Here is a 22,288-nt window from a genome sequence, read left to right as displayed (position 1 = left end):
CGTGTTGTGGCACATCTCGAATCAACTGCTCGTCCGGCCGCGGGCATTCTCCCCCTCGACCGCCGAATCCTCGTGCGCGTGATCGGCGACGATCGCGCGTCGTTCTTCCACGGGATGTGCACCGCCGATGTAAAGGGCGCCCGCCCCGGCACCATCCTGCCCGCGCTGTTCCTGACCGAGCACGCGCACGTGATTGCCGACGCCTTCATCTGGGTGACCAATGACGCGCTCATCCTCGACATCGACGCCGGAGCATGGACGCGCACCCGCGCGCATCTCGAGAAATTGCTCGTCGCCGACGACGTTGAATTCGACGACGCCACTGACCTCGCTCTGATCGACGTCGAAGGACCCGCTGCCCTCGACGCGACGGCCGCAACCTCGCTTGCCGAGTGGCGCTTCGTAGAAAGCGGCGGCTCACTGATCGGCAACTTGCCTCGTTACGGCGGACCCGCGGCATCCGTGATCGCTCAGCGCGAGTCGATCGATTCGACCATCGACGCAATTGTTGCGAAGGCGCAGGGCGCGCAACGCATCGATTCCTCGATCCTCGATACCATCCGCATCGAAAACGGCGTCGCACTCGTCGGCGTCGATACCACTGACAAGACGATCGCCCTCGAGGCGCGCCTCAATCGCGCAATCTCGTTCAACAAGGGATGCTATCTGGGCCAGGAAACGATCGAGCGAGCGACCGCCCGTGGCGGTTTGAAAAAAAGGATGTTCGGACTTAAGTTCAATGGTGCGAACGTTCCTGCCGCCGGTAGCGCCCTCAGTCTCGATGGCAAGGAAGTCGGCCGCGTGACGAGCGCCGTCTGCTCGCCGCGATTTGGTGTGATCGGGCTTGCGATTTTGCATCACAGCGCATGGACGCCCGGCGTCGAGCTGAAAGTGAGCGAGGGCGGCGTCGCGATAGTGACCGAATTGCCGTTTGCGCAGAATTGACGAGTTGAAGCGATACTTTAAGTTTACCACGCGGGTCTGCGGGGCCCGGATTTAAGGAGTTCATCAGATGGCTAACGTGCTCGGTAAGCGTTACATGTGCGAAAAGTGCGGCACCGAGGTACTCTGCAACAAGGCCGGCGCCGGCGGCCTGGAATGTTGCGACGTCGAGATGAAGATCAAGGAAGCCAAACCGCTTCCGAGTTCCGACTAGGACGCCGCGCCGCTCGCTGGCGACGAAGGCATTAACTTGGTGGTAGCCGCGCCTGGGAAAGCTGACCTGGTTCTGCACGAGGGTCTCGTCCTGGGCCATCCCGGCATCGACTCGGTCGCCATCTCGCGCGGGCTGATCGTCGCGCACGGTCCGTTCGCGGAACTGAAACCGCTGGTCGGTCCCCGCACTCATCTGATCAAGCTGGCGGGCCGCACCGTCGCTCCCGGCTTTATCGATTCGCATCTGCATTTCCGCGAGGCTGCCGCCGCTGCCACCGGAGTCTCCGTTCAGCGATGCCGCACCGTCGGCGATTTGCTGGCCGACCTGCGGCTGGCCGCGGGCAAGACTCCGCCCGGCAACTGGATGCGCGCATTCGGATGCGACGAAGCGCTGCTACTCGACAAGCGCGGGCCGACGCGCGCTGAACTCGACGAGTCGCTGCCCAAAAATCCGCTGCGCCTGCGCCATCAAACTCTCCACGCGACCTGGCTCAACTCGCGCGCGATCGCGCTGCTCGGCCTCGAGGCTCCTGGCTTCAATCCTCCCTACGGCGCCAACATGATTCGCGACGCCGCCGGCAAGCTTACTGGCCTCGTAGTCGGAATGGAAATGTGGCTGTCGGATCATCTCCCGCCCGTGACGGTCGCCGAAGCGGAATCGCGCGCGCGCATCATGAGCCGTGAACTCGCCGCCGCCGGAGTCACCGCATTCACCGACGCCACCACGCGCAACGGCCCCGTCGAAGTCGAGCAGTTCGCCAAGCTCGCGCAATCGAACGCAATCTGCCAGCGAGTCTGCGTGATGATTGGCGGCCAGCATCTCGACGCCGCCGATCGATGCGAGCAGCTCGCCCGCGCCGCCGGCATCTCGCTGGCCGGCGCCAAGTTCATGCCCGGCTATCAATACGACCCCGCCGGCCTCTCGCGCTCCGTCCGCAGCGCGCTCGAATGCGGACTCGATTGCGCCTTCCACGTCACCGAAATCGAAGAGCTTGAAGAGTCGATCGTCGCGATCGAAGCCGTCAAAACGCAATTCGACGGCGTACCCGAGATGCCGCGGTTTCGTCTCGAGCACGGCGGTATCATCACGCCCAACTACATCGACCGCCTCATGGCGGCCGGCGTGTGGGTCGCTACCAATCCCGGCTTCATCTATTTTCGCGGTCCCAAGTACGCAACCGAGCCCGGCCTCGTCGCTCATCTCTATCGCGCGCGCAGCTTGAAGGACGCCAATGTCCACCTCGTAGGCGCGACGGACGCGCCGGTCACGCCCGCCCGCCCGCTCGCTGCGATCGCCGCCGCCGTTTCCCGCACGTCGCTCGACGGCGTCGAGCTCGCACCCGCTGAAGCGCTGTCGGTGCAGGATGCCTTCGCGCTCTTCACCTCCGACGCTGCCCGCCTCGCCCGCCTCGAGGCCGGTGTCATAGAGCCCGACCATCTTGCCGATCTCATCGTGCTGCCGCGCGATCCATTCTCGCTCAATGCCGCCGATCTGATGAATCTCGTTGTCGATATGACCATCGTCGGCGGCCGCGTGGTTTACGAGCGCGGCCGTCCCGCCATCGCCAGCAGCGACAGCGCCGACCTGCGGTCTACCTGATGGCTTCGCGCTGATGTCGTCGAAATCGAACGGTACGAGCGCGGTACTCTACGACAAGCGCGGTCCCGTCGCATGGGTCACGCTCAATCGCCCCGCGCAATTCAACGCGTACAACATGGCGATGCGCGACAACCTCTTCCAAATCCTTGCCGCGATCCACGACGATCGCGACGTACGCGCGATGGTCTTGCGCGGTGCCGGCCAGGCCTTCTCGACCGGCGGCGACCTTGCCGAATTCGGGATGGCGCCGTCGCCTATCGTCGCGCGATGGGTCCGCTTTCGCCGCGACGTGTGGGGGATGCTCCGCGGGCTGCCCATCCCGACCATTGCCGCCATCCACGGTTACACCGTCGGCGGCGGACTCGAGATAGCTCTCCTATGCGACCTCGCCATCGCCGCGGACGACACGCGCCTGTCCCTGCCCGAGACCGGCGCCGGCATGATTCCCGGCGTCGCCGGCACCCAGACCGCGGCGCGCCGCCTCGGCCTCGGCCGCGCCCTCGACCTTTGCCTCACAGGCCGTTGGATTGACGCCAAAGACGCGTTACTTGTAGGTATGGTCGCCGAAGTGGTTCCCTTGGCGGATTTGGATCGCCGCGCGCTCGCGATCGCCCGCGCGTTCGCACGCGTCAGCCGCGAGCGTTCCGCGATACTCAAGCTGGCGGTCTGGGGAGGCCTCGATTTGCCGCTGCGACAAGGACTCGAACTCGAACACCGGCTCTGGAAGCGTTTACCCGCTGGGAGGAATCGCGCGCAGTGAACACCGTTAACTTCGTCACGATCCCGGCGGCGATCGTGCCCGACCAGGAAATCCTGGTCTTCGGCTCGCGACGCCTCACCTATGCGGATCTGAACGACCAAGTCTCCCGCCTGTGTGCGGTATTTAAGCAGTTCGGCTTCGCGCACGGCGACGTCATCGCCGTCCTCGACACCAACTCCGACCTCTACATCCAATGCTACTACGCTGCCGCCAAGGCCGGGCTCACGTTCCTGCCCTTGAACTATCGCGCCAAGGATGCCGAGCTCGAATACATGATTAACACCGCCGATGCGAAGGCGCTGCTCGTCGGCGATCGCTACCTCGAGTTGATCGCGAAGATTCAGCCGCGCCTCCGCGCGAGCAAAATCGTCGCGCTCGGCGACGGCGCCCGCGCATTGCCGCGTCTCGCCGATCTGATCACCAAAGCCGAACCCGACGAATCCGAAGCTGAGGTCGAAGACGAGGACATCTCCATCCTCATGTACACCAGCGGCACCACCTCGCTGCCGAAGGGCGTCCAGTTGCGCTTTCGCGATTTCGCCGCCTACGTCACCGCCAACGTCGAGATGGCCGATGGCACCGATCGCGGCGTTGCGCTGGTGTGCGTGCCGTTTTATCACATCGCCGGAACCACCGCGTACATGACCAACATCTGGACCGGCCGCAAGGTGATCGTAATGCCGCAGTTCGACGCGCGCGCGTGGCTCGATCTCGTTGCTCGCGAGCGCGTCACGCACGCCTTCGTCGTGCCCACGATGATGAAGCAAATCATCGACGAGCCCTCGTTCGCGAAAACCGATCTCTCCGCGCTCACCAACCTCGCCTACGGCGGCGCCGCGATGCCTGTGCAGGTAATTCGCCGCGCGATCGAAGTCTTTCCGAAACAAGTCGGCTTCGTGAACGCTTACGGCCAGACTGAAACCACGTCATCGCTCACTGTGCTCGGCCCCGACGATCATCGAATCGAAGGCACGCCCGAGCAGATCGAACTCAAGCTCAAGCGCCTCAACTCGATCGGCAAGCCGCTGCCCGACGTCGAAATTCGCGTCCGCGACGAGGACGGCAAGTTCCTCCCGCACGGCGAGGTCGGCGAAATCATCATCCGCACCCCGCGCATCATGAAGGGCTACGCCGGCCGCGACGACGACGCGCGATTACCCGACGGATGGCGCGCGACCGGCGACCTCGGATGGCTCGACGACGACGGCTACGTTTTCTTCGCCGGCCGCAAGGACGACATGATCATTCGCGGCGGCGAAAATATCGCTCCCGCCGAAATCGAAACCGTCCTCATGAGCCATCCGGCCGTCGACGAATGCGCCGTTATCGGCGTGCCCTCCGTCGAATGGGGGCAAATCGTCAAGGCTTTCGTCGTCGTTCGCAAGGGCGATAAGGTGACCGAGCCCGAGCTCGCCGAGTTCTGCCGCTCGCGGCTGGCCAGCTTCAAGCGTCCCGAACGAATCGAGTTCATCGACGCGCTGCCGAAAAATCCGCTCGGCAAAATTCTGCGCAAAGATCTGCGCGCGCCCGCCGGAGGCGTCTGACGCCGCGCCCCGCTAAAAAATCCCGTGCCGGCAGAGCACGACGGACCGCACCCGCCGGCGTTATCGACGTCGCTTTCGCCAGCGGATGCGTCAGCGCGACGCTTCGATTCCCCAGTCCGCGCGCGATTCTCACGCCCGCGATGGCTGTCCGCATGCTCGAGTTGTTCGAGCACGTCGAGGACGACGCCGCCGCCCGCATGCTCGCACTCACCAGCGCGGGCGCCGCGTTCTGCGTCGGCTTCGACGACGCCGTCGATCCGCGACTCGTCGAATCGCTCGCCGTCCTCTCCAAGCCGACCGTCGCCATCATCAACGGCGACGCCTTCGACGAAGGTCTCGAACTCGCCATGGCCGCCGACATACGGGTCGCGATTTCGTCCGCGCGTTTCGCGATCACTCAGGTTAAACGCGGTGCGATGCCCCATTTCGGCGCGACCCAGCGCCTCCCGCGTCTGATCGGCGCCTCCAACGCGCTTCGCCTGATGCTCACCGGGACCGCTCTGGGAGCCGACGATGCGCTTCGCAGCGGCCTCGTCACTTATCTCGCCGGCAACCCCGCCGACCTCGCCGCCACCGGCGGCCGCGTCGCCGAGGCCATCCTGAGCCGCGCACCTCTCGCCGCGCGCCTGGTCAAGGATGCAGTGCTCAAGGGTTACGACATGACTTTGGATCAGGGCATCAGGCTTGAGGAGGATCTGTATGCCCTGCTACAAACGACTTCCGACCGTGCCGAAGGCGTGCGCGCTTTTTTGGAGAAGCGCAAACCGCTGTTCAGGGGCGCGTGAATTTTTCAACTATATTTTTTTAGCGAGAAAGGACCAGGATCAACGAATGGCAAATCAGCTCGGCAAAATTTACATCTGCAACAACTGCAAATCGCAGGTCATCGTCACCAAGGCCGGCTCGGGCCAGCTCAAGTGCTGCGGCGTTCCGATGGAACAAAAAAAGTAGCGATCACGCTCCGCCGTTCGAGGCGTCATCGCGACAACGTCAATGAGGTCCCACGATGCTAGGTGCGATCATAATCGGAATCATCGCAGGCTGGTTGGCCGGCAAGCTGGTGCGCGGCGCCGGCTTCGGATTGATTGGCGACCTCATCCTAGGCCTGATCGGCGGCCTCGTCGGCGGATGGATCTTCAGCTCACTCGGCGTTCCGGGGCCTAACGGCGCGATCGGCGCGATCCTCGTCGCCACCGTCGGTGCCGTCATCCTGGTCTGGATCTCGCACATCATTCGCGAGGCCTGACCAAACGCCGCGCGCGCCGGCTCTCACCCGAGCGCGCGGATGCGCAGGACCTCGGCCTGCTTGCGAATCGGCTCCGGCAGTTTCACTTCGTGCGCGTCGATCCAATTCCTCTCGAGCCGATAGAACTCGCGCGCCGGTTCGTAGAACAGGTGGATCACGACGTCATCGTAGTCGAGCACCACCCAGTGAGCATGATGCATCCCCTCGACCGCCAGCGCCCGCTGTCCCACCTTGCCCATCGCCTCTTCGATTCCGCGCGCGATCGCCTGTACCTGCACGTCAGAGCGCCCGGTCGCCACCAGGAAATAATCCGCCACCGGTTTCAGATGCTCGGCTTCGAGCACGACCAGGTCGTAGGCCTTTTTTTCCAGCGCCGCTTCGGCCGCGGCGATTGCCTTCTTAAGCGCCGTCAAGAAATCTGACCGCGATTCAGAAGCCGGCTCGCCGGCGGTTGATGGTTCGAACGGGATTGGAATGAACGCGAGAGTTTAAGCAGATCGATCCTCAATAGAGCGCGTGGCGCTGGATGTAATCGACGACATCGATCGGCACCAGGTACCTGATCGATTCACCGTGTTGCAGTTTGCCGCGAATTTCAGTCGCTGAAATAGGTAGGAACGTGGTTTCGACGAAAGATAGCGTTTGTCCGCTCGAATGCACGTAGTGATCGTCTGCCTGAGTGTAGCCAAACTTTTTGAGCGCGGCAACTGAAATTCGCGGCGGACCCTCTTTCCCCTCGGTTAACCTTGTATGAACGGCGAAATTGCATAACCGCACCAGTTCCTCCGGCTCCTTCCACGATTCCAGCTCGGCAAACTGGTCCGCGCCCATCAGCAGGTACAGCGTCGCCGGCTGCCGCAGGGTAGCCAGGAAGTAGCGCACTGTGTCGATCGTGTAGGAGCGTCCGGCCCGCCGAATCTCCACGTCCGAGGTCATAAAATGGCGGTTGCCCTTGGTCGCCAGCCGCACCATCGCCAGGCGATGCTCCGCCGGGGCCAATTCGCCTTCCGCTTTATGTGGCGGCGACGCGGCCGGAATGAAATACACCAGGTCAAGTTGCAGCGCCTCGCGAACTTCCTCGGCTGCGCGCAGATGTCCGAGATGAATCGGGTTGAAACTGCCGCCGAACAATCCTACCCGCATTTGATTCTTTTACTGCGCTCGCGTCGCAACGGGTTTCGCGCCGCCGTTCAGGCGCGGACTTGTCCGGTCCCGCGCAGGACGTACTTGTATGTAGTCAACTCATTCAGTCCCATCGGCCCGCGCGCGTGCAGCCGATTAGTCGAGATCCCGGTCTCCGCGCCGAATCCAAATTCGAAGCCGTCGGTGAAACGCGTCGATGCATTCACATAAACGGTAGCCGAATCGACCTCCCGTTCAAAGCGCGCGGCGGTTTCCGCGTCACCGGTGACGATCGCGTCCGCCAGATGGGACCCGTGACGCGCAATAAATGCGATCGCCTCGTCAATCGAATCCACCACCTTCACCGCCAGTATCAGGTCGAGGTATTCCGCATCCCAGTCTTCGTCAGTCGCCGCGCGCACTGCCGGCACGATTTTTCGGGTCGCGTCATCGCCGCGAATTTCGACGCCAGCCGCCATCATCCGCGCAGCGAGCGACGGGAGAAATTTCTCCGCGATCCCGCGATGCACCAACAATTTCTCCATCGAATTGCAGACTGAAGGACGCGAGCATTTTGCGTTCAAGCAAATTTCTTCGGCCATCTTCAGATCCGCCGCCCGATCGACGTAGGTGTGGCATTTACCGTCGAAGTGCGGCAGCAGCGGCACGGCAGATCCGTCCAGCGCCTTCTTCAGCGACTCGCCTCCGCGCGGAATTATCAGGTCGATCAGCTCGCGGCTGCGCTTCATTAGCTGGATCACTTCGCGATCAGGGTCGCGGATAAACATCGCCGCATCCGGGTCAAGTCCCGCGTCCTTCAACGCGCGCGCGATCAGGTCGGCTAGGAATCCGTTGCAGCTGAGCGCCTCGCTGCCACCTCGCAACACCACCGCATTCCCCGCTTTCAGCGTCAACGCCGCAGCATCAACGGTAACGTTAGGCCGTGATTCGTAAATCATCGCGATCACGCCGATCGGCACTCTGATCTTTTCAATTTTTAACCCGTTAGGCCGGGTCCACTTCTCAATCGCAGTCCCGACAGGATCCTCGAGCGCCGCAACTTGAAGCACGCCCGCCGCCATCGCCTCGATTCGCTTGTCATCAAGCATAAGCCGCTCGACAAACGCACCGCCGCGCCCACTCTTCCGCGCATGCTCGAGGTCGATCGCGTTAGCGCGAATAATCTCCGCACGCGAATCGCGTATCGCGGCCGCCAGCCGCCGAAGAAAATCATTCTTCTCCGCCGTCGTCGCCAGCGCCATCCGTGGCGCCGCCGCCCGCGCCCGCTTGAGCGCCGCAACAGTATCAGTTTCAACCGTCATCCAACTTCGAGAATATATCCCGAACCCAATCAAATAAACCGCGCGCCTTTCCCGCCCCCAAACTTCTAACAGGGCGAAGCCCGTATCTTTTTTAGCATCCGGTGCAGGTCAGTCGGCGCGAGACCTTGAGCGGCAGGTAAGGGACCGAAGTTGCTGAGATTCCGGATGTACGGCGCAACAGACAATCTCGCTCCACAATTGTCACTCACCCTAACCCTCTGCCGACAAACGGGCGAGGGAACCAGCCAGCCGCCCCATGCGTTGATCAGGGCTGCGCGAAGCCGGTCGTCACGGCAATCGCGACGCTTGCAGGCGTAGGAGCGCGGCCTTGGCCTCTTCCTGGGCGTCGGTAACGGTGGCGCCGCCGCTGTCCGCCGCCTTTCTGTAGTAGGTGATGGCCTGGGCGTTGTTGCCGAGCGCCTCGTACGCGCGCGCGACGTTGACGTCGGCCCGGTCATCGTTGGGGCACGCCGCGAGCGCATCCTGGTAGTATCCGAGCGCCTTGTTGAAATCACCTGCGGCAAAACTGTCGCCGCCACGTTGGCTGGCGACCGACTCGATACCTTTATCGCAACCGCCAGGAGCGGAGGTCGCGACGCCAGGTCTGTAGTTTTGATTCTGACTCGCCTTGATTGCTTCGATCTCCTGCTGCTGCCGCTCAAGCTGATCCTGTTGTTGTTGAACCAGTTTGTTCGTGGCCTCGATCTGATCGCCCATGCATCCCGCAACGATGAACAAGAGAACGCCGAATGCTAGTGCCGCCAGGACTCGTCCCGGCAAATTCGTCACCGATATAGAAAGTATGCTGAAGCTGGATTTGTGTCGCATCGCCACCAATACTGGCGAATAGCGGCGCGGTGTCAATGCCGATATGCGAGAGGCAGGTGACCGTATAGCGCCCATGGAGAGACCCCGTGATTCGAAAAACAAAGTTCTTGTCGAGAATGTTGATGATGCTGGCGATCGCCGCACTATCAATCGCGACGACGCGCGCGGTAATTGCTGCGGATCATGGGCCGACGGTGACCGCTGCGCAGGCCCTCCAGGCGCTGCTCGACGGCAATCGGCGTTTCGTTGTGGGAAAGCTCGAGCATCCCAATCAGACGCCGGAGGTGCGCGCCGACGTGGCCAAGGGACAGCATCCGTTTGCGTCGGTGCTGGCATGTTCGGATTCGCGCACGCCGCCCGAAATTATTTTCGATCGCGGACTTGGCGATATCTTCACCGTGCGCGTGGCGGGCAATGTCGCGGACAAAGTCGTTATCGAAAGCCTCGACTACTCGGTCAAGCATCTCGGCGTGCGAGCGGTGATGGTACTCGGACATCGCCGATGCGGCGCGGTGATTGCGGCGGTCGCGGGACATGAAGAGGAAGGCGACGTCGGTCCGATGCTGAGCGAACTGCGGCCGGCCGTGGCAGCGTCTAAGGGCATGGCGGGCGATCCGGTCGAGAACGCCGTGCGCGAGAACGTGATCTTGGTGATCAAAAACCTCGCGGCGTCGGCAGAGCTGTCGGCGATGGTGAAATCGGGTGAGCTGAAAATCGTCGGCGGCGTTTACGATCTCGACACTGGCATGATCGAGATGCTCAAGGACTAGCGCAAGGCGCGGCTAGTGCGGAGGCTGCGTGACGATCACGCCGGCGAATGATGACGCCTGATGACCGTCGGTGTCGGTCGCAGTTACGTTGACCACGTAGCTGCCGGGATTCGCATAAGTGTGAAACAGCGCGGTCGGCGGCAGCATCGAGACCTGGCCGTCGCCGAAATTCCAGATATAGCTGGCCAGCGGCGCGCCTCCCGGGTTGGTGCTCGATACAAAGAAGCCGACGGTGAGCGGAGCCGGGCCGTAAGCGGGCACGGTTTGAAGCTGAATCTGCGGAATCATCGGCATGACCATCGGCGTAGGGGTCACACTCGCTTCCTGCGCGAATGCCGACGTAGTCAGGCCGGCGAGCATCAGCGGGAAGACGGCGAACGCCAACCTTGTCATTCTGAGCGCAGCGAAGAATCCCGGCAGCAGTGCCGAGGCGTGCGCCATAATCCGGGATTCTTCGCTTCGCTCAGAATGACACAAGGAAAGAGCGACCTCTCAGGGATCGTACAGTTGCGATTCAATCTCACTGCATTGTGATGCCGCCGTCGGGGTGCAGAATCGAGCCGGTGTAGTAGCGGCCCTCCTCACAGGCTAGGAACAGCGCGGTGTTGGCGACGTCTACGGGCTCGCCCATCTTCTTCATCGGCACGCGATCCATCAGCGGCGTCATTTCGGGCATGTCCTGCAGGTTGGCGGTCATCGGAGTCTTGATGAAGCCGGGGCCGATCGCGTTGGCCGTGATATTGAACGGCGCCAACTCTGTCGCGAGCACCCGGGTCAGCATCCACACGCCCGCCTTGCTGACGGAATACTCGCCGACGCCCGGAGTTGGGAGCCGCGCCGCGGCTGACGCGATATTGATGATGCGGCCGCCGTTGCCGGCCGCAATCATCGCCTGGGCGCAGGCGCGATCGGTCAGGAAAACGCCGTCGAGGTTGACGCTCAAAACCTTGCGCCAGTTGGCGAAGGACTTGTTGCTGAGAAACGTGATGTCGGGCTGGCCTTCTTCGCCGTAGTGCGCGTGAGAGATTCCCGCCGCGGCGACGACGATATTGACGCTGCCGAGATCCTTCACCATCTGCGCGACCATCGCATTCACCTGCGCCTCGTCGCTGGTATCAACTTGATATGCAATTGCCTTGCGGCCGAGCTTCTTCACGGCGGCAGCGGTTTCCTCGGCGGCGGCGAGATGTCTGTCGGCGACGAAGATGTTCGCGCCCTCTTCGGCGAATCGAATCGCGGTCGCGCGTCCGATGCCGCTCGCGCCGCCAGTGATCAGTGCATTTTTGTTTTCAAGTCTCAGGGCCATCGAACGATTCTCCTTGGCAACCTCTGTTCTGCTGCGGTTGTTAGCACGACGCGGCGCGCATGAAAATCTATGCTCACGATCCCGCGTCGAATAGAATCGCAGGTTATGGCACAACAGCAAGCGGCTACCGCGCTCGCGGAGCCGACTCATCGGTACGTCGAGGTCGAGGGACTCAAGCTTCACTATCTGGACTGGGGCGGCGATCCCGGCAAGCGCACTTTCGTGCTGCTGCACGGCGGCGCCGCGCATGCGCATTGGTGGGACGGCGTCGCACCGTTGCTGACGCCGTACGGTCGCGTGCTCGCGCTTGATTTTCGCGGTCACGGGCGCAGCCAGTGGGCGAAGTCGGGGGTTTACGGACCGCCGGCGTATCTGAATGATGTGCGCGGCCTGATCGAGAGCCTCGGCACGCGCGTGATCCTGGTTGGACATTCGATGGGCGGCGCGGTCGCGCAGTGGGTCGCGGTCACGCACCCGGAGTTGCTCGCGGCGTTGATAATCGTCGACGCGCCGCACGGACCGCCGCCGCTGTTTCGCCGCCTGATGTGGCGATGGCGCCGGAAATCGCAAGGCGGCATCCGTCCCGAGCTGCGGTCGGCGGAGGACATCATCAGGAAATTCCGCCTGCAACCGCCGCAGACGTATCTGACGCGGCTGGAGGTCGAGCGGCTCGCCCTGCTTGGCGCCGAGCAGCTACCCAGCGGCGCGTGGGCGTTTCGCTTCGATCCGGAGACGCGGGCGTGGCGCAAGCATGGCGCCAGGATGACCAAGCCGAAGATCAGAAAGATCACGATGCCGACGCTACTGCTGCGCGGCGATCAGAGCGCGCTGGTGAGCGCGTCGCACGTCGCGCTGATGCATCGGAAGATTCGCGGCTCGGTCCTGAAGGAAATCCCGCGCGCGTTTCATCACGTGCCGCTGGACAATCCAGGCGACACCGCGGCAGCGACTATCGAGTTCGTCGAGAAAATGTAGCGGCCGTTACGCGCGGAGCAGGAAGTCGCTCAGGTCCATCGCGTATTGCCCGTCGCTCAGGGTCATCGACTTGGGCGAGCGCTTGAGCATCAGCCGCGAGATGTCCTGCCCCTGCGGCAGCAGGTACACGATGTCGCCGCTACCCATCGAGAACACGCGCACGCGTTCTTCGCCGCGGCGTTCCTGTCCGGCGACCTCGTAGGGGCTGACGTGAAAGACGAAGCCGCGGGCGCGAACCAGCACGCCCTCGGTTTGCTCGATGATGCCCACGAAAATCCGGGTGTTGTCGTCCTTGAAGAGCCTCCGATCGATGAGGACGATCCGGTCCCCTTCGCCGATTGCCGCCATCGTGCGTTCCTCCTGTGGCCGTAGCCCCGGGGCGGGATTCTACTCGATCGCGAAGGCTAACACGACGCGCCGAGATCTAACCGGGTAGTGGGCCAGCGACCCACTACCCGATCCATCGGTGTTATTGATCAGCGACCAGCCATCAAGCGCTCAGCCTGCCCCTGCGACTCGCTTTGCGCGGACCATCCGCGCACGACGTCGCTCAGTTCGCGCGCCCGGATCAGGTCGAGTCCGAAGCGAATCGGCAACGATCGCGGCAGTGTCTCGATCGCGTCGCGCCCGCCGGGGCGGAGTGCGAGCCGGTCGAGCAGCCGCGAGGTCACCGTGCGGCGCTGCCCGCGCAGGTACTGGTCGTTGTACATCTTGACAATCAGCTCGGCCGCCAACCGCACCGCATCCGACATGTTCATGGAATCCGACGCGAACTGATCGAGCGCTTGCTTGAGCGGGAACTGATCGGGATTCCATACCGCGACCGAGCCCGCGCGCATCAGAGCCTCGATGCTCGGCGTGGTGAACGAGTAGCCCCATCCTGCGAGCTTGGTGCTGGCGGTGGCCAGCTCGACGGGATCGAGATTGCCCGCCTGCGCGCGCGCTTGCAGCGCCGCCTCGGTCCACACGCGGCGCACACCGAACTCGGTCTTGGCGAGATCGGCGAGGATCATGTCGTCGGTCCACAGCACGTGCCCCGGCATCGAGGCGATCACGATGCTCTCGGCGACGTGGCGGCCGAAGAATTTGACCAGTCGCTCGCGGCGTTCAGGATCAATTGAGGCAAGCACCGCGCCGTCGCGCACACGGCAGACCGACTGCAACGCGTCGGCGAGCCCCTTCAACTGGACGTCGGCGCGCTTGCCGTCATTGCCGTTGCCGGCGATTGACGCCGAGAATCCGGGCGGCAATCGGAGCAGAGTATCCTCGAACGCAAGACGGCGAAGTTCAGCGAGAGTGGACTGCGAAATGACAAACTGGCGCGGCCACGTCGGTAGCAGGCTCAGCCGGCCGAGCATGCACAGCGTCGCGATCGCGGTCAGATCGAGCACCACGGCGTTGGCGCGTTCGAAGGCTCCCAGAGCGGCCTCGAGTTCCTCGGGCGAGCCGGTGCAGCACTTCAGCGGCGCCTCGGGACGCTGCGCCAGGATGAACACGGTCTGCAGATCGTTGAGGTTGAGCCGCTCTGCCACCGCGTGGATAGGGATCGAGTTGTTGGCGTAAGTGCGCTCGGCTTGCTTGAGGAGATCCTCGCGCTTGCCGTTGGCACCGTTGGTGTGGCCGTTGGCTTTGGCGATCCCATTGCCGTTCGCGACGCCGTTGCCGTTCCCGTTTCCATTGCCATTGCTCGCTTCGAACAGTGACTCGAAGCTGTCACTCATCTCGCTCCACGGAATTGCATCGCCGCGCACGTAGCTCATTTCGATTTCGGCCTGGCCGGGGAAGCGCGCCTGCCAGTTGATGAGCACGTCCATGTAGCGGTAGGCGTACTTGCTGATGACCTGCTTGATGGTCGCTTGACGGCGGCTGAAGCGGCCTTCGGGGAGCTGGAACTTCTCACCGGCCTTCTTGCCCTTGATGGCGCGCGTCATCGGATGCTGCGGGCCGTATTCTTCGAGCGCCTCGTCGGCGTCGTTGGCCTCCTCGAGCAGGATCCATTTCTCGGTGTTGGAACCCTCTTCGACGAAACTCAGCGCACAGCCGGGTCCGGCGCCGTCGAAGTCGGGCACGTGCGGCATCGGCCCGACAGGTCCGAGCGCGGCCAGGTACGCGCGATGCGCATCGACGCTGCCACCCTGGCGGCGCAGCAATTCGTAAGCGTAGGCGAGCGCCTCGTTGGCGCGGCCGCCGTCGCGCATGAATTGCACGGCCGCGCGGCCGAGTGCAGGCGGAATCTCGCGCGCCGGAGGCATAGCGTTCGGATCGGCGACGACCAGATCGGCCTTGCCGAGGCGAGCCGCGACGATCGAGCGGCGCAGCTTGAGCACGCGGTCGTCGGGATGTGCGCTAAGCATATCCTCGAGCTCAGTCAGCGCAGCTTCGGGATTATTGCGTTCGAGTTTGTCGAGCTGATCGGCGACGGCGCCCGCGTCGATTGCTTTTTCGGGATGCAGCTGGCGCGAGATGTCTTCGACGATGTCTTCGCGGCCGAGACGGCTCGCACAATCGAGCAAGCGGCGCGTGTCGGTCCCCGCGGTGCCGGCGGGCGCGAGCGCTTGCCACAGCGGCAGCGCGTCGCGGTAGCGCCCCAAATCATGGAGCAGCGCGGCGAGCTTGCGTCGGTTGTCGGGGCCGATGTCGGGCGTGAGCCCCGACAGAGCCTCGTCGGCCAGCTTCGAGGCCTGATCGAACTTGCCCTGCGCCAGCCGCAGATTAGCGCGCAGCGTCCGCATCGTGACCGCCGGCAGGCGCCCCTCGGCGATCGACGACAACAGCGCGTCGGCGTCGTGATAGCGCTCGGCGGTCGCGAGTGCTTCGACTGCGGCCGCGACCGCGAAGGGAAAATCACCCGCGGGAATCGCATCCGGCCGTGCGATCGAGCGCATCAGCAGCTCGGTGGCCTCCTGCAAATCCCCGGGTTCGTCGCGCTCGCGCAGCGTGACCGCCAGATGATAGTCGATGTCGTCGCGGCCGCCCACGGAAGCGGCGCGGCGCAACACCTCGATCGCCTCGGTCAGGCTGCCGCGCGAGCGCAGCACGATTCCGTACTCGCACAGCCCGTTGGCATCCTCGCGCTCCAGGCTATGCGCCTGTTCGATGTCCTTGCCCGCACCGTCGGTATCGCGCAGCGCAATTCGCGCCTGCGCGCGTCCGATCAGCGCCTGTACTTCGCTCGACACCTGGCGTTCGGCCTGCGCGAGCGTGAGCGCCTGGGTGAAGCAGGTCTCGGCTTCGCGCACACGACTCTCGTCGTTTTGCGCAGGAGTATCACTTGTGCCCTCTCCGGCCACTTCGAGCTCATTGAGGAGAATCGCCTGTGCGAGAACGAGCCACGGGATCGAATTGTTGGGCAACGCGGCGCTGGCGAGGCGCGCATAACGCTCGGCGCGATCGAAATGCGCGTCGAGCAGCGCGCGGCGCGCCATTACGACGGCGACTTCGGGATCGGACGAGAGCTCGGGCGCGACGTTTTCTTCCAGCGTCCTCGCGTCATACGACTTGGGCGCGTTGTTGAGCCACAGCGCGACCGCGCGGCCGCTCGACGGAAACTGCATCCGCAGTTTGTCCGCCAGCGCGAACGCGCGTTCGCGCTCACCGAGCAGTTCGTGCGCGAGCGCCTCGTTGGTGCACGCGTTCTCCTCGTCGGGCTGCAGCGACTTGGCCGCGATGAACAGCATCGCCGATTTGCGCGGCTCGCCTTCTTTCAGCCACGCGGCGCCGAGATACGAGAGCACGCGGAACTTGTGCGTGTTCGAGAGCTGGCTCCACTTCTGCTCGCGCAGCCTGAGCAGTGCCAGGCGCGCAAGCTGATATTGGTGGCTCTCGAGGAACGCCGCGGCGGCTGAGATCTCCTCTCCCAGCGAATCAGCAGGTCCCGCCGCCGCGGGCTCACATCGTGCCTCGAGATGAACAACCGCATCCGCGCGCGTCAGCGCCTGGCGCTTGGCGGCGGTTCCGAAGTCGGTGAGGATCTGAGGATACTCGTCGAGCAGCTCCTCAATATCGTCCCACGTCAGAACCTCGATCGCCGAGATGCCGTCTTTGCGGTTAGCGCGGTTGAGATCGAACAACGAACGCTGCAAGCCGTCTGGCTTGGCGGCCGTGGTCGCGATCACGAAGCGCCCGATTGGGAGCTTCAGGCTCGCGGCCCGGTCCACATCGTCCTTGATCTCGGCAATCGTCAACTCGCTTCGCGTAGCGCGCAGGTCGCACTTGACGGCGGCGAGCCGCGGACGGCCGCTGATCTCGATTAGGTTGACTCCCTTCTCGGCGCGATCCGGGTCGCGGAAGCGCTCGAGCTGAGGGAGCTGCCAATGACGCCGCAGGAGCTTCAGACAGAGTCTTTCGAACTCGTCGGCGCTCCTGGGCAGCGGATATCCGGGGGCGAATTTTGCCATAGTGTAACATTTCCTAACATAATGTCGGGTTTCAAGGAAGCCCCTCAAACACCACGGCGCGCGGGGGTCGCTTTCGGCACGCAAATGCCGCTGGTAAGATGATGTCTTTAACCATGCTTAGTCTCGACAACCTTTCCAAGTCCTACGGGGGCCGCAAGATCCTCGACGGCGTGAGCTGGTCGATGGCCGACGACGGACGGGTCGGCCTGGTCGGGCTCAACGGCGCGGGCAAATCGACGCTGCTCAAGATGATCGCGGAAGTGATCCCGCCGGACTCGGGCCGAATAACCCGTCCGCAGCGCACCCGCGTCGGATACCTGGCGCAGGACGCTCCCGAGATGGGCGGCAGGTCGGTGCTGCGCGAGACGCTGGCGGCACTGGACCGGATGCAGGCGCTCGATTTGCGGCGCAAAGAAGTCGAGCAGATTCTCACGCGCGAGCATTCGGGGCCGGCGCACGACGCCGCGCTCGAGGAGTTGGGCGAGGTGCTCACCGAGCTCGAGCATCACGACTTTTACAGCGCCGAGAGTCGCGCCACTTCGGTGCTGTTCGGACTGGGCTTCACCGATGGCGACCTCGCGCGCGACGTCAGCGAATTCTCCGGCGGCATCCGGATGCGCATCGCGCTGGCCAAGCTGCTGCTCGACGCGCCCGAGTTCATGATGCTCGACGAGCCGACCAATCACCTCGACATCGAGGCGCGCAACTGGCTCGAAGATTACCTGTGCGCGTACCAGGGCGGGATCATTCTGGTCTCGCATGATCGCTACTTTCTCGACCGCGTCACCACGCGCACGGTCGAAGTGTCGCGCGGGCGTCTCACCGAATACGTCGGCGGCTACTCGCGCTACCTCGTGCTGCGCGATGAACGCTTCGCGCTCGAGCTGGCGGCGTACGAGAGGCAGCGCGAAGAGATCGAGCACATGGAGAGTTTCATCAGCCGCTTTCGCTACCAGGCGAGCAAGGCGCGTCTTGTGCAAAGCCGCATCAAGCAGCTCGAGAAGCTCGAACGGCTCGAACCGCCCGAAGGATCGCAGAAGCCGCCCGCGATTTCGTTTCCCAAATGCGAGCGCAGCACGCGCCGCGTGTTCGAGCTCAAGGGCGCGGTCAAACGCTACGGCGCTCACACGGTTTACAACGGCGTCGATCTGACGATCGAGCGCGGCGCGCGAATCGCCCTCGTCGGTCCCAACGGCTCGGGAAAATCCACGATGATGAAGCTGCTGGCGGGCGTCGAACCGATGTCCGGCGGCGAGCGAGTAGTGGGCGCCAGCGTGCGGGCCGGATACTTCGCGCAGAATCTCGCCGAGTCGCTCTCATACGACAAGACCGTGCTCGACGAGCTCAGCGACAGCGTGCAGGGCCGCACGACGGCGGAGATTCGCTCGCTTCTCGGCGCGATGCTCTTCTCTGGTGACGACGTGTACAAGCGCGTCGAAGTCCTGTCGGGCGGCGAGCGCGCGCGCCTGGCGCTGGCCAAGGTGCTCGCGCATCCGAGCAATTGCCTGCTGCTCGACGAGCCGACCAACAACCTCGACATCGTCGCCAAGGACACGCTGCTCGAAGCGCTCCGGCGGTTTCCCGGCACTGTCATCATAGTCAGTCACGACCGCTTCATTCTGAACGAGCTGGTGACCGAGGTGCTCGAAGTCGGCCAAGGGCACGCGATCCGATACCTCGGCAACTACGACGAATACCTCGAGAAGAAGGCGCAGACCGAAGCGCCGTCGCCGTCGTCGCAGCCTGTGCGGTCCGCGCCAGTGCAACTGCGCGATGCACGCGGTAACAACGGCACTGCGCCGCATCAGAAGAAGGCGGAACCGCCGAAGGCCGCACCGCCCGCGAAAGACGATCGCGACGCGTCGCGCAAGCGGGAACGAATCGCGCGCCAGCGTGGACAGATCGAAGCCGAAATCGAACAGAAGGAAAACGAACGCGCGGCGCTCTCCACCGAGATGAACGATCCCAACTTCTATCTCGCGCGCAAGGATGCCGACGATTTGATCGCCCGCTACGAGCGGCTGGGTCGCGAGATCGAAAAGCTCTACGCCGACCTGGTCAAGTTCGACGAAGCCGCCTCCGCGTGAGCCACTTAAGTACACGCGCTCAGCTCAAGTCGCGGTAGAATTCGCGCACGTCGGCGGCGAGCAGCTCCGGCTCTTCCATCGCCGCGAAATGCCCGCCCTTCGGCATCACCGTCCAGCGCTTCACATCATATACGCGCTCGGCCCAATGCCGCGGCGGACGCACCAGCTCGGCCGGGAACAGCGCGACTGCGGTCGGCGCCTCGATTCGCGTGCCCGGCTTGAGCCGCCACGGATGGTGCCGCGCCTCGTAGTACAACCGCGTCGAGGAATTGATCGTCTGCGTGACCCAGTAGATCATCACGTTGGTCAGCAGTTGATCGCGCGTGAAGCTCTTCTCGACGTCGCCGTGACAGTCGCTCCACGTGCGGAATTTCTCGACGATCCACGCCGCCAGTCCCGCCGGCGAATCGTTCAGCCCGTAAGCGAGCGTCTGCGGCTTGGTCCCTTGTATCCACTGGTAGCCGGTCTCGGCGGTGCGGAATTTTTCCAGATCGCCGAGGAACACTTTCTCCTCGGGCGTCAGCTCGGGCGCGGACCCTCGGCGGGTCCAATCGCAAGCATGTTGATATGGATGCCGAAGACGCTGTCGGCGTGCACTTCGCCGATTCGCGACGTGATCGCCGCGCCCCAGTCTCCGCCCTGCACCGCGTAGCGCTTGTAGCCGAGCGTGTCGGTCATCAGCTTGTGAAACAGCTCGGCCATCGCCTGGATATTCATCGCGCGAGCGCGCGGATGATCCGAAAATCCGTAGCCCGGCAGCGACGGCGCGATCACGGTGAAGGAATCCTTTGCGTCGCCGCCGTGCGCCGGCGGATCGGTGAGCATCGGGATCAGTTCCATGAACTCGTAGATCGAGCCCGGCCATCCGTGAATCAGCAGCAGCGGCTTGGGATTCGGCCCCTTGCCTTTTTCGTAGATGAAGTGAATTCCGAGTCCGTCAACGCTCGCCTTAAATTGCGCGAAGCGATTGAGCTCGCGCTGATGCGCGCGCCAGTCGTACTTCGTCCGCCAATACTCAACCAACTCCTTCAGGTAGGCGAGATTGGTCCCATACTCCCAGCCGGTGTCGGGAATCTCGTCGGGAAAGCGCGTGCTGCTGAGACGCGCGCGCAAGTCGGCCAGCACTTCGACGGGCACCTCGACGCGAAACGGTTCGATTTTGCCACTCGACATAAGAACCTCTGGCCCGGGCTTTGGCGTCGACCGCTACGCCTGCACTGGCAAGGCGATGGGTCGCGTCACTGCGAAGACTTTTTGGCGAGCGCTTCCTTCGCGAGCTCGCTCGCGGTCTTGCCGTCGAGACCGGCGCCGAACTTGTCGCGCAACGCTTTCATGATCGGGCCCATCTGCGACGCGCCCGCCGCGATCGCGGCCGCAATCTCCGCGCGCACCTCGTCGGCCGAGGCCGTCGCGGGCAAATATGACTCGAGGATCTTCTTCTCGGTCTCGTTCTGATCGATCAGGTCCTGGCGTGCAGCCTTGCGCGCAAACTCCAGCGATTCTTCGCGCTTGGCCCGCTCGCGCTTGATGATTTGCAGAATCTCGGCGTCGTTGGGGTCGCGGCGAACGTCTTTCTCGAGGCGCGAGATTTCCGACAGCACGCCGCGCAACGCCATCATGCGCAGCTTGTCGCCGCTCTTCATCGCGGCCTTAAGGTCGTCCTGGATTTTGTTCTTCACGCTTTTTCAGTGACGCGGATTTGCTTCGTGCGGCGGCGGACAAACGCGCTGTGGCTCACTATTTCTGAGCTGCCGCCGTGCCGGTGGTGTCGACGTCTTCCCACTTGGGCTGCTCGACCTCAGTCCACTTGTTGCCGTCGAGACGGTAGTTGAATACCAATATCTTCTGCTTGCCGGTCGGCTTGCCCCTACCCTCGCCGCTTTTCGACGGCGTGTACTCAGCCGCCTGCAGCTTCGCGATCACTGTCCAACGTCCCGCCTTCATCGTCGGCAGGTACAAGAACTTTGCGTGCTCAAGATCGACGTAGGTCTTACCCGACGATTTCTTCTCGCTCTCGTCGCTCAGGTAGCTGTCCGATTCGTTCGCGACCGTGTCGCTGAGCTGCGCGGCCATCGCCTTGGGAATCGGATTTTCCTTGGCGGGACCTGAAGCACTCGGACCGGCCGGACCGCTGTTGTTGTAAAGGTCCTTCTTGACTTCGATCGCGCGCGCGCGGACGGGCGCAAGAATCGCCGCCGCAAGAATCAGCCCCGCCGCCGCCAGAGTAGTACATGGTTTCGCAGCCATCTTTCCTACCCTCCTCGGATCGGGCTTATATCACGGCTTCTCAGGATAATCACCACGCGGGCGGAAAGCTCAGTGAACGGCGTTGGCCTCGACCAAGGCAAATCGAATCGGCACCAGCACCCAGCTTTCGACGGCAAGTCCGCCGTGTCGCGCCGGCACGAAACGCCATCGCGAGCGAACGGTCTCGAGGGCGGCGTCGTCGAGCGCGTCGAAGCCGGACGAATCCGCAACTTCGGCGCGCTCGACGGAACCGTCGGCGCCGACCAGGACCCTCACGGTGACAGTGCCCTGCTGCTCGCGCCGTCGCGCGAGCGCTGGATAGGCGGGGGGAGGATTGTTGGCGTAGTCGGCGTGTGCAATCGAATTGGGATCGCCGTCGCCGCCGGCAGCGCCCGCGGCGAAGCCGCTGCTGGCGGTGCCAGCGCCCGCGCCGGCCGCGACGCTCGAGCCGCCGTTTCCAGAAACGGCGGCCGAGCCGGAGCCATCCGCGTCGCTATGCGACGCGGATGGGGCGTCATGCGCCGGTGCGCGCGGTCGCGCTTGCGCGACTGCGTGCACGGGGGCGAGGCGGGAGACTTCGGAAGCCGCGGCGGCGCGCCGACGACGCGACTTCCGCGCCGCCGGAGGCGGCGCGGCGATCGGCACCGCCGCGGGCGCCGCGCTCGCTGCGTGCATCGCGGCGGCGGCGTTCGCGCCACCGCGTTGGGGGCCGGAGGCGCCGTCGACCAGATACGCGAGCACCCACTCGCTGTGGCCTCGCGCAAGCGGCGACGCGAAGAACACGATCAGTCCGACGACGATCGCATGAGCCGCGATCGACGCGGCGAACGACGCGACGTGGCGCCGCGATCGGCACCGCCGCGGGCGCGGCTCCGTCGAGTCATCCAAAGGATGCGATTTGCTTTCGTCTTCCAAGTCGCTCCGGCCGA

At 63.8% G+C, this 22,288-nt stretch carries 24 protein-coding genes; 11 read left to right on the top strand and 13 right to left on the bottom strand.

All coding sequences use genetic code 11. The features are described 5' to 3' along the window. The first annotated feature begins 6 nt into the window (after nt 1-6). From ygfZ to VJX68_RS07890, 8 genes are all read left to right on the top strand, one after another. Nucleotides 7-945 (top strand): CAF17-like 4Fe-4S cluster assembly/insertion protein YgfZ, encoded by a 939-nt coding sequence (ygfZ, locus tag VJX68_RS07925; RefSeq protein ID WP_324095132.1) that lies wholly within the window; start codon nt 7-9, stop codon nt 943-945. A gap of 67 nt (nt 946-1,012) precedes the next feature. Beyond that, nucleotides 1,013-1,156: a hypothetical protein gene (locus tag VJX68_RS07920; protein WP_324095131.1), complete on the top strand. Its 144-nt coding sequence runs from the start codon at nt 1,013-1,015 to the stop codon at nt 1,154-1,156. 39 nt (nt 1,157-1,195) lie between these two features. Continuing rightward, nucleotides 1,196-2,755: an amidohydrolase gene (locus tag VJX68_RS07915; RefSeq protein WP_324095130.1), complete on the top strand. Its 1,560-nt coding sequence runs from the start codon at nt 1,196-1,198 to the stop codon at nt 2,753-2,755. Between the two features lie 13 nt (nt 2,756-2,768). Further along, a complete protein-coding gene (locus VJX68_RS07910; protein ID WP_324095129.1) occupies nt 2,769-3,515 on the top strand; it encodes an enoyl-CoA hydratase/isomerase family protein in 747 nt (248 codons plus the stop codon). Beyond that, nucleotides 3,512-5,059, top strand: coding sequence for a class I adenylate-forming enzyme family protein (locus tag VJX68_RS07905; protein WP_324095128.1), 1,548 nt, complete (start codon nt 3,512-3,514; stop codon nt 5,057-5,059). Before VJX68_RS07910 ends, VJX68_RS07905 begins: the two co-directional genes overlap by 4 nt. Beyond that, on the top strand, nt 5,056-5,844 hold the full coding sequence (locus VJX68_RS07900; RefSeq protein ID WP_324095144.1) for an enoyl-CoA hydratase/isomerase family protein: 789 nt from the start codon (nt 5,056-5,058) through the stop codon (nt 5,842-5,844). The genes VJX68_RS07905 and VJX68_RS07900 overlap by 4 nt, the downstream gene beginning before the upstream one ends. Nucleotides 5,845-5,890: 46 nt before the next feature. Next, nucleotides 5,891-6,010 carry a hypothetical protein gene (locus tag VJX68_RS07895; RefSeq protein WP_324095127.1) on the top strand — a complete coding sequence of 40 codons (120 nt, stop codon included), beginning with the start codon at nt 5,891-5,893 and terminating at the stop codon, nt 6,008-6,010. 55 nt (nt 6,011-6,065) lie between these two features. After that, entirely contained in the window at nt 6,066-6,305 is a 240-nt protein-coding gene (locus VJX68_RS07890) for a GlsB/YeaQ/YmgE family stress response membrane protein (RefSeq protein ID WP_324095126.1), read from the top strand. A 23-nt stretch (nt 6,306-6,328) separates the two neighbouring features. Here VJX68_RS07890 and rsfS read toward each other — a convergent pair whose 3' ends face one another. The 4 genes from rsfS to VJX68_RS07870 all read right to left on the bottom strand — a co-directional run bounded on the left by rsfS (nt 6,329) and on the right by VJX68_RS07870 (nt 9,466). Then, nucleotides 6,329-6,718, bottom strand: a complete 390-nt coding sequence (gene rsfS, locus VJX68_RS07885) for a ribosome silencing factor (RefSeq protein WP_324095125.1) — start codon at nt 6,716-6,718, stop codon at nt 6,329-6,331. Between the two features lie 91 nt (nt 6,719-6,809). Continuing rightward, nucleotides 6,810-7,448, bottom strand: coding sequence for a nicotinate-nucleotide adenylyltransferase (gene nadD, locus VJX68_RS07880; RefSeq protein ID WP_324095124.1), 639 nt, complete (start codon nt 7,446-7,448; stop codon nt 6,810-6,812). 47 nt (nt 7,449-7,495) lie between these two features. Continuing rightward, nucleotides 7,496-8,749 carry a glutamate-5-semialdehyde dehydrogenase gene (locus VJX68_RS07875; RefSeq protein WP_324095123.1) on the bottom strand — a complete coding sequence of 418 codons (1,254 nt, stop codon included), beginning with the start codon at nt 8,747-8,749 and terminating at the stop codon, nt 7,496-7,498. A gap of 288 nt (nt 8,750-9,037) precedes the next feature. Then, on the bottom strand, nt 9,038-9,466 hold the full coding sequence (locus VJX68_RS07870) for a BTAD domain-containing putative transcriptional regulator (protein WP_324095122.1): 429 nt from the start codon (nt 9,464-9,466) through the stop codon (nt 9,038-9,040). A gap of 233 nt (nt 9,467-9,699) precedes the next feature. On the opposite strand from VJX68_RS07870, the gene VJX68_RS07865 reads away from it, so the two are divergent. After that, nucleotides 9,700-10,347 (top strand): carbonic anhydrase, encoded by a 648-nt coding sequence (locus tag VJX68_RS07865; protein ID WP_324095121.1) that lies wholly within the window; start codon nt 9,700-9,702, stop codon nt 10,345-10,347. 12 nt (nt 10,348-10,359) lie between these two features. On the opposite strand, the gene VJX68_RS07860 is transcribed toward VJX68_RS07865, so the two are convergent. Next, nucleotides 10,360-10,788, bottom strand: a complete 429-nt coding sequence (locus VJX68_RS07860; RefSeq protein WP_324095120.1) for a PKD domain-containing protein — start codon at nt 10,786-10,788, stop codon at nt 10,360-10,362. 79 nt (nt 10,789-10,867) lie between these two features. Next, on the bottom strand, nt 10,868-11,653 hold the full coding sequence (locus VJX68_RS07855) for an SDR family NAD(P)-dependent oxidoreductase (RefSeq protein ID WP_324095119.1): 786 nt from the start codon (nt 11,651-11,653) through the stop codon (nt 10,868-10,870). A 105-nt stretch (nt 11,654-11,758) separates the two neighbouring features. Here VJX68_RS07855 and VJX68_RS07850 point away from each other — a divergent pair, with 105 nt between their 5' ends. Next, nucleotides 11,759-12,628 carry an alpha/beta fold hydrolase gene (locus VJX68_RS07850; protein ID WP_324095118.1) on the top strand — a complete coding sequence of 290 codons (870 nt, stop codon included), beginning with the start codon at nt 11,759-11,761 and terminating at the stop codon, nt 12,626-12,628. Between the two features lie 6 nt (nt 12,629-12,634). On the opposite strand, the gene VJX68_RS07845 is transcribed toward VJX68_RS07850, so the two are convergent. Continuing rightward, nucleotides 12,635-12,976, bottom strand: a complete 342-nt coding sequence (locus VJX68_RS07845; protein WP_324095117.1) for a hypothetical protein — start codon at nt 12,974-12,976, stop codon at nt 12,635-12,637. A gap of 128 nt (nt 12,977-13,104) precedes the next feature. Then, on the bottom strand, nt 13,105-17,025 hold the full coding sequence (locus tag VJX68_RS07840) for a tetratricopeptide repeat protein (RefSeq protein WP_324095116.1): 3,921 nt from the start codon (nt 17,023-17,025) through the stop codon (nt 13,105-13,107). A gap of 98 nt (nt 17,026-17,123) precedes the next feature. Between VJX68_RS07840 and VJX68_RS07835 the strand changes: the two genes are divergently transcribed. Beyond that, entirely contained in the window at nt 17,124-19,112 is a 1,989-nt protein-coding gene (locus tag VJX68_RS07835; protein ID WP_324095115.1) for an ABC-F family ATP-binding cassette domain-containing protein, read from the top strand. 19 nt (nt 19,113-19,131) lie between these two features. Here the strand turns inward: VJX68_RS07835 and VJX68_RS07830 are convergent, their stop codons facing one another. The 5 genes from VJX68_RS07830 to VJX68_RS07810 form a co-directional block, all read right to left on the bottom strand. Beyond that, nucleotides 19,132-19,617, bottom strand: a complete 486-nt coding sequence (locus VJX68_RS07830) for an alpha/beta fold hydrolase (RefSeq protein ID WP_324095114.1) — start codon at nt 19,615-19,617, stop codon at nt 19,132-19,134. Between the two features lie 14 nt (nt 19,618-19,631). Beyond that, nucleotides 19,632-20,285: an epoxide hydrolase family protein gene (locus VJX68_RS07825; protein ID WP_324095113.1), complete on the bottom strand. Its 654-nt coding sequence runs from the start codon at nt 20,283-20,285 to the stop codon at nt 19,632-19,634. Nucleotides 20,286-20,350: 65 nt separating this feature from the next. Beyond that, nucleotides 20,351-20,791: a GatB/YqeY domain-containing protein gene (locus tag VJX68_RS07820; RefSeq protein ID WP_324095112.1), complete on the bottom strand. Its 441-nt coding sequence runs from the start codon at nt 20,789-20,791 to the stop codon at nt 20,351-20,353. A gap of 58 nt (nt 20,792-20,849) precedes the next feature. Continuing rightward, nucleotides 20,850-21,359, bottom strand: coding sequence for a hypothetical protein (locus VJX68_RS07815; protein ID WP_324095111.1), 510 nt, complete (start codon nt 21,357-21,359; stop codon nt 20,850-20,852). Nucleotides 21,360-21,428: 69 nt separating this feature from the next. After that, nucleotides 21,429-22,247 (bottom strand): energy transducer TonB, encoded by an 819-nt coding sequence (locus tag VJX68_RS07810; protein ID WP_324095110.1) that lies wholly within the window; start codon nt 22,245-22,247, stop codon nt 21,429-21,431. Nucleotides 22,248-22,288 lie beyond the last annotated feature (41 nt).

The sequence above is a fragment of the Binatus sp. (SeqCode) genome, assembly GCF_035272065.1.
GTDB lineage: Bacteria > Desulfobacterota > Binatia > Binatales > Binataceae > Binatus.
This window is presented reverse-complemented; position numbering and strand designations above follow the sequence as displayed.

What these genes read in the sequence shown, in the direction of transcription:
- VJX68_RS07855 (WP_324095119.1), bottom strand. Translation starts at nt 11,653, where the DNA reads ATGGCCCTGAGACTTGAAAACAAAAATGCACTGATCACTGGCGGCGCG.
- VJX68_RS07890 (WP_324095126.1), top strand. Translation starts at nt 6,066, where the DNA reads ATGCTAGGTGCGATCATAATCGGAATCATCGCAGGCTGGTTGGCCGGC.
- VJX68_RS07845 (WP_324095117.1), bottom strand. Translation starts at nt 12,976, where the DNA reads ATGGCGGCAATCGGCGAAGGGGACCGGATCGTCCTCATCGATCGGAGG.
- VJX68_RS07895 (WP_324095127.1), top strand. Translation starts at nt 5,891, where the DNA reads ATGGCAAATCAGCTCGGCAAAATTTACATCTGCAACAACTGCAAATCG.
- VJX68_RS07815 (WP_324095111.1), bottom strand. Translation starts at nt 21,359, where the DNA reads ATGGCTGCGAAACCATGTACTACTCTGGCGGCGGCGGGGCTGATTCTT.
- VJX68_RS07870 (WP_324095122.1), bottom strand. Translation starts at nt 9,466, where the DNA reads ATGGGCGATCAGATCGAGGCCACGAACAAACTGGTTCAACAACAACAG.
- VJX68_RS07825 (WP_324095113.1), bottom strand. Translation starts at nt 20,285, where the DNA reads ATGTCGAGTGGCAAAATCGAACCGTTTCGCGTCGAGGTGCCCGTCGAA.
- VJX68_RS07850 (WP_324095118.1), top strand. Translation starts at nt 11,759, where the DNA reads ATGGCACAACAGCAAGCGGCTACCGCGCTCGCGGAGCCGACTCATCGG.
- VJX68_RS07865 (WP_324095121.1), top strand. Translation starts at nt 9,700, where the DNA reads ATGATGCTGGCGATCGCCGCACTATCAATCGCGACGACGCGCGCGGTA.
- nadD (WP_324095124.1), bottom strand. Translation starts at nt 7,448, where the DNA reads ATGCGGGTAGGATTGTTCGGCGGCAGTTTCAACCCGATTCATCTCGGA.
- VJX68_RS07875 (WP_324095123.1), bottom strand. Translation starts at nt 8,749, where the DNA reads ATGACGGTTGAAACTGATACTGTTGCGGCGCTCAAGCGGGCGCGGGCG.
- VJX68_RS07835 (WP_324095115.1), top strand. Translation starts at nt 17,124, where the DNA reads ATGATGTCTTTAACCATGCTTAGTCTCGACAACCTTTCCAAGTCCTAC.
- VJX68_RS07910 (WP_324095129.1), top strand. Translation starts at nt 2,769, where the DNA reads ATGTCGTCGAAATCGAACGGTACGAGCGCGGTACTCTACGACAAGCGC.
- VJX68_RS07840 (WP_324095116.1), bottom strand. Translation starts at nt 17,025, where the DNA reads ATGGCAAAATTCGCCCCCGGATATCCGCTGCCCAGGAGCGCCGACGAG.
- VJX68_RS07920 (WP_324095131.1), top strand. Translation starts at nt 1,013, where the DNA reads ATGGCTAACGTGCTCGGTAAGCGTTACATGTGCGAAAAGTGCGGCACC.
- VJX68_RS07860 (WP_324095120.1), bottom strand. Translation starts at nt 10,788, where the DNA reads ATGGCGCACGCCTCGGCACTGCTGCCGGGATTCTTCGCTGCGCTCAGA.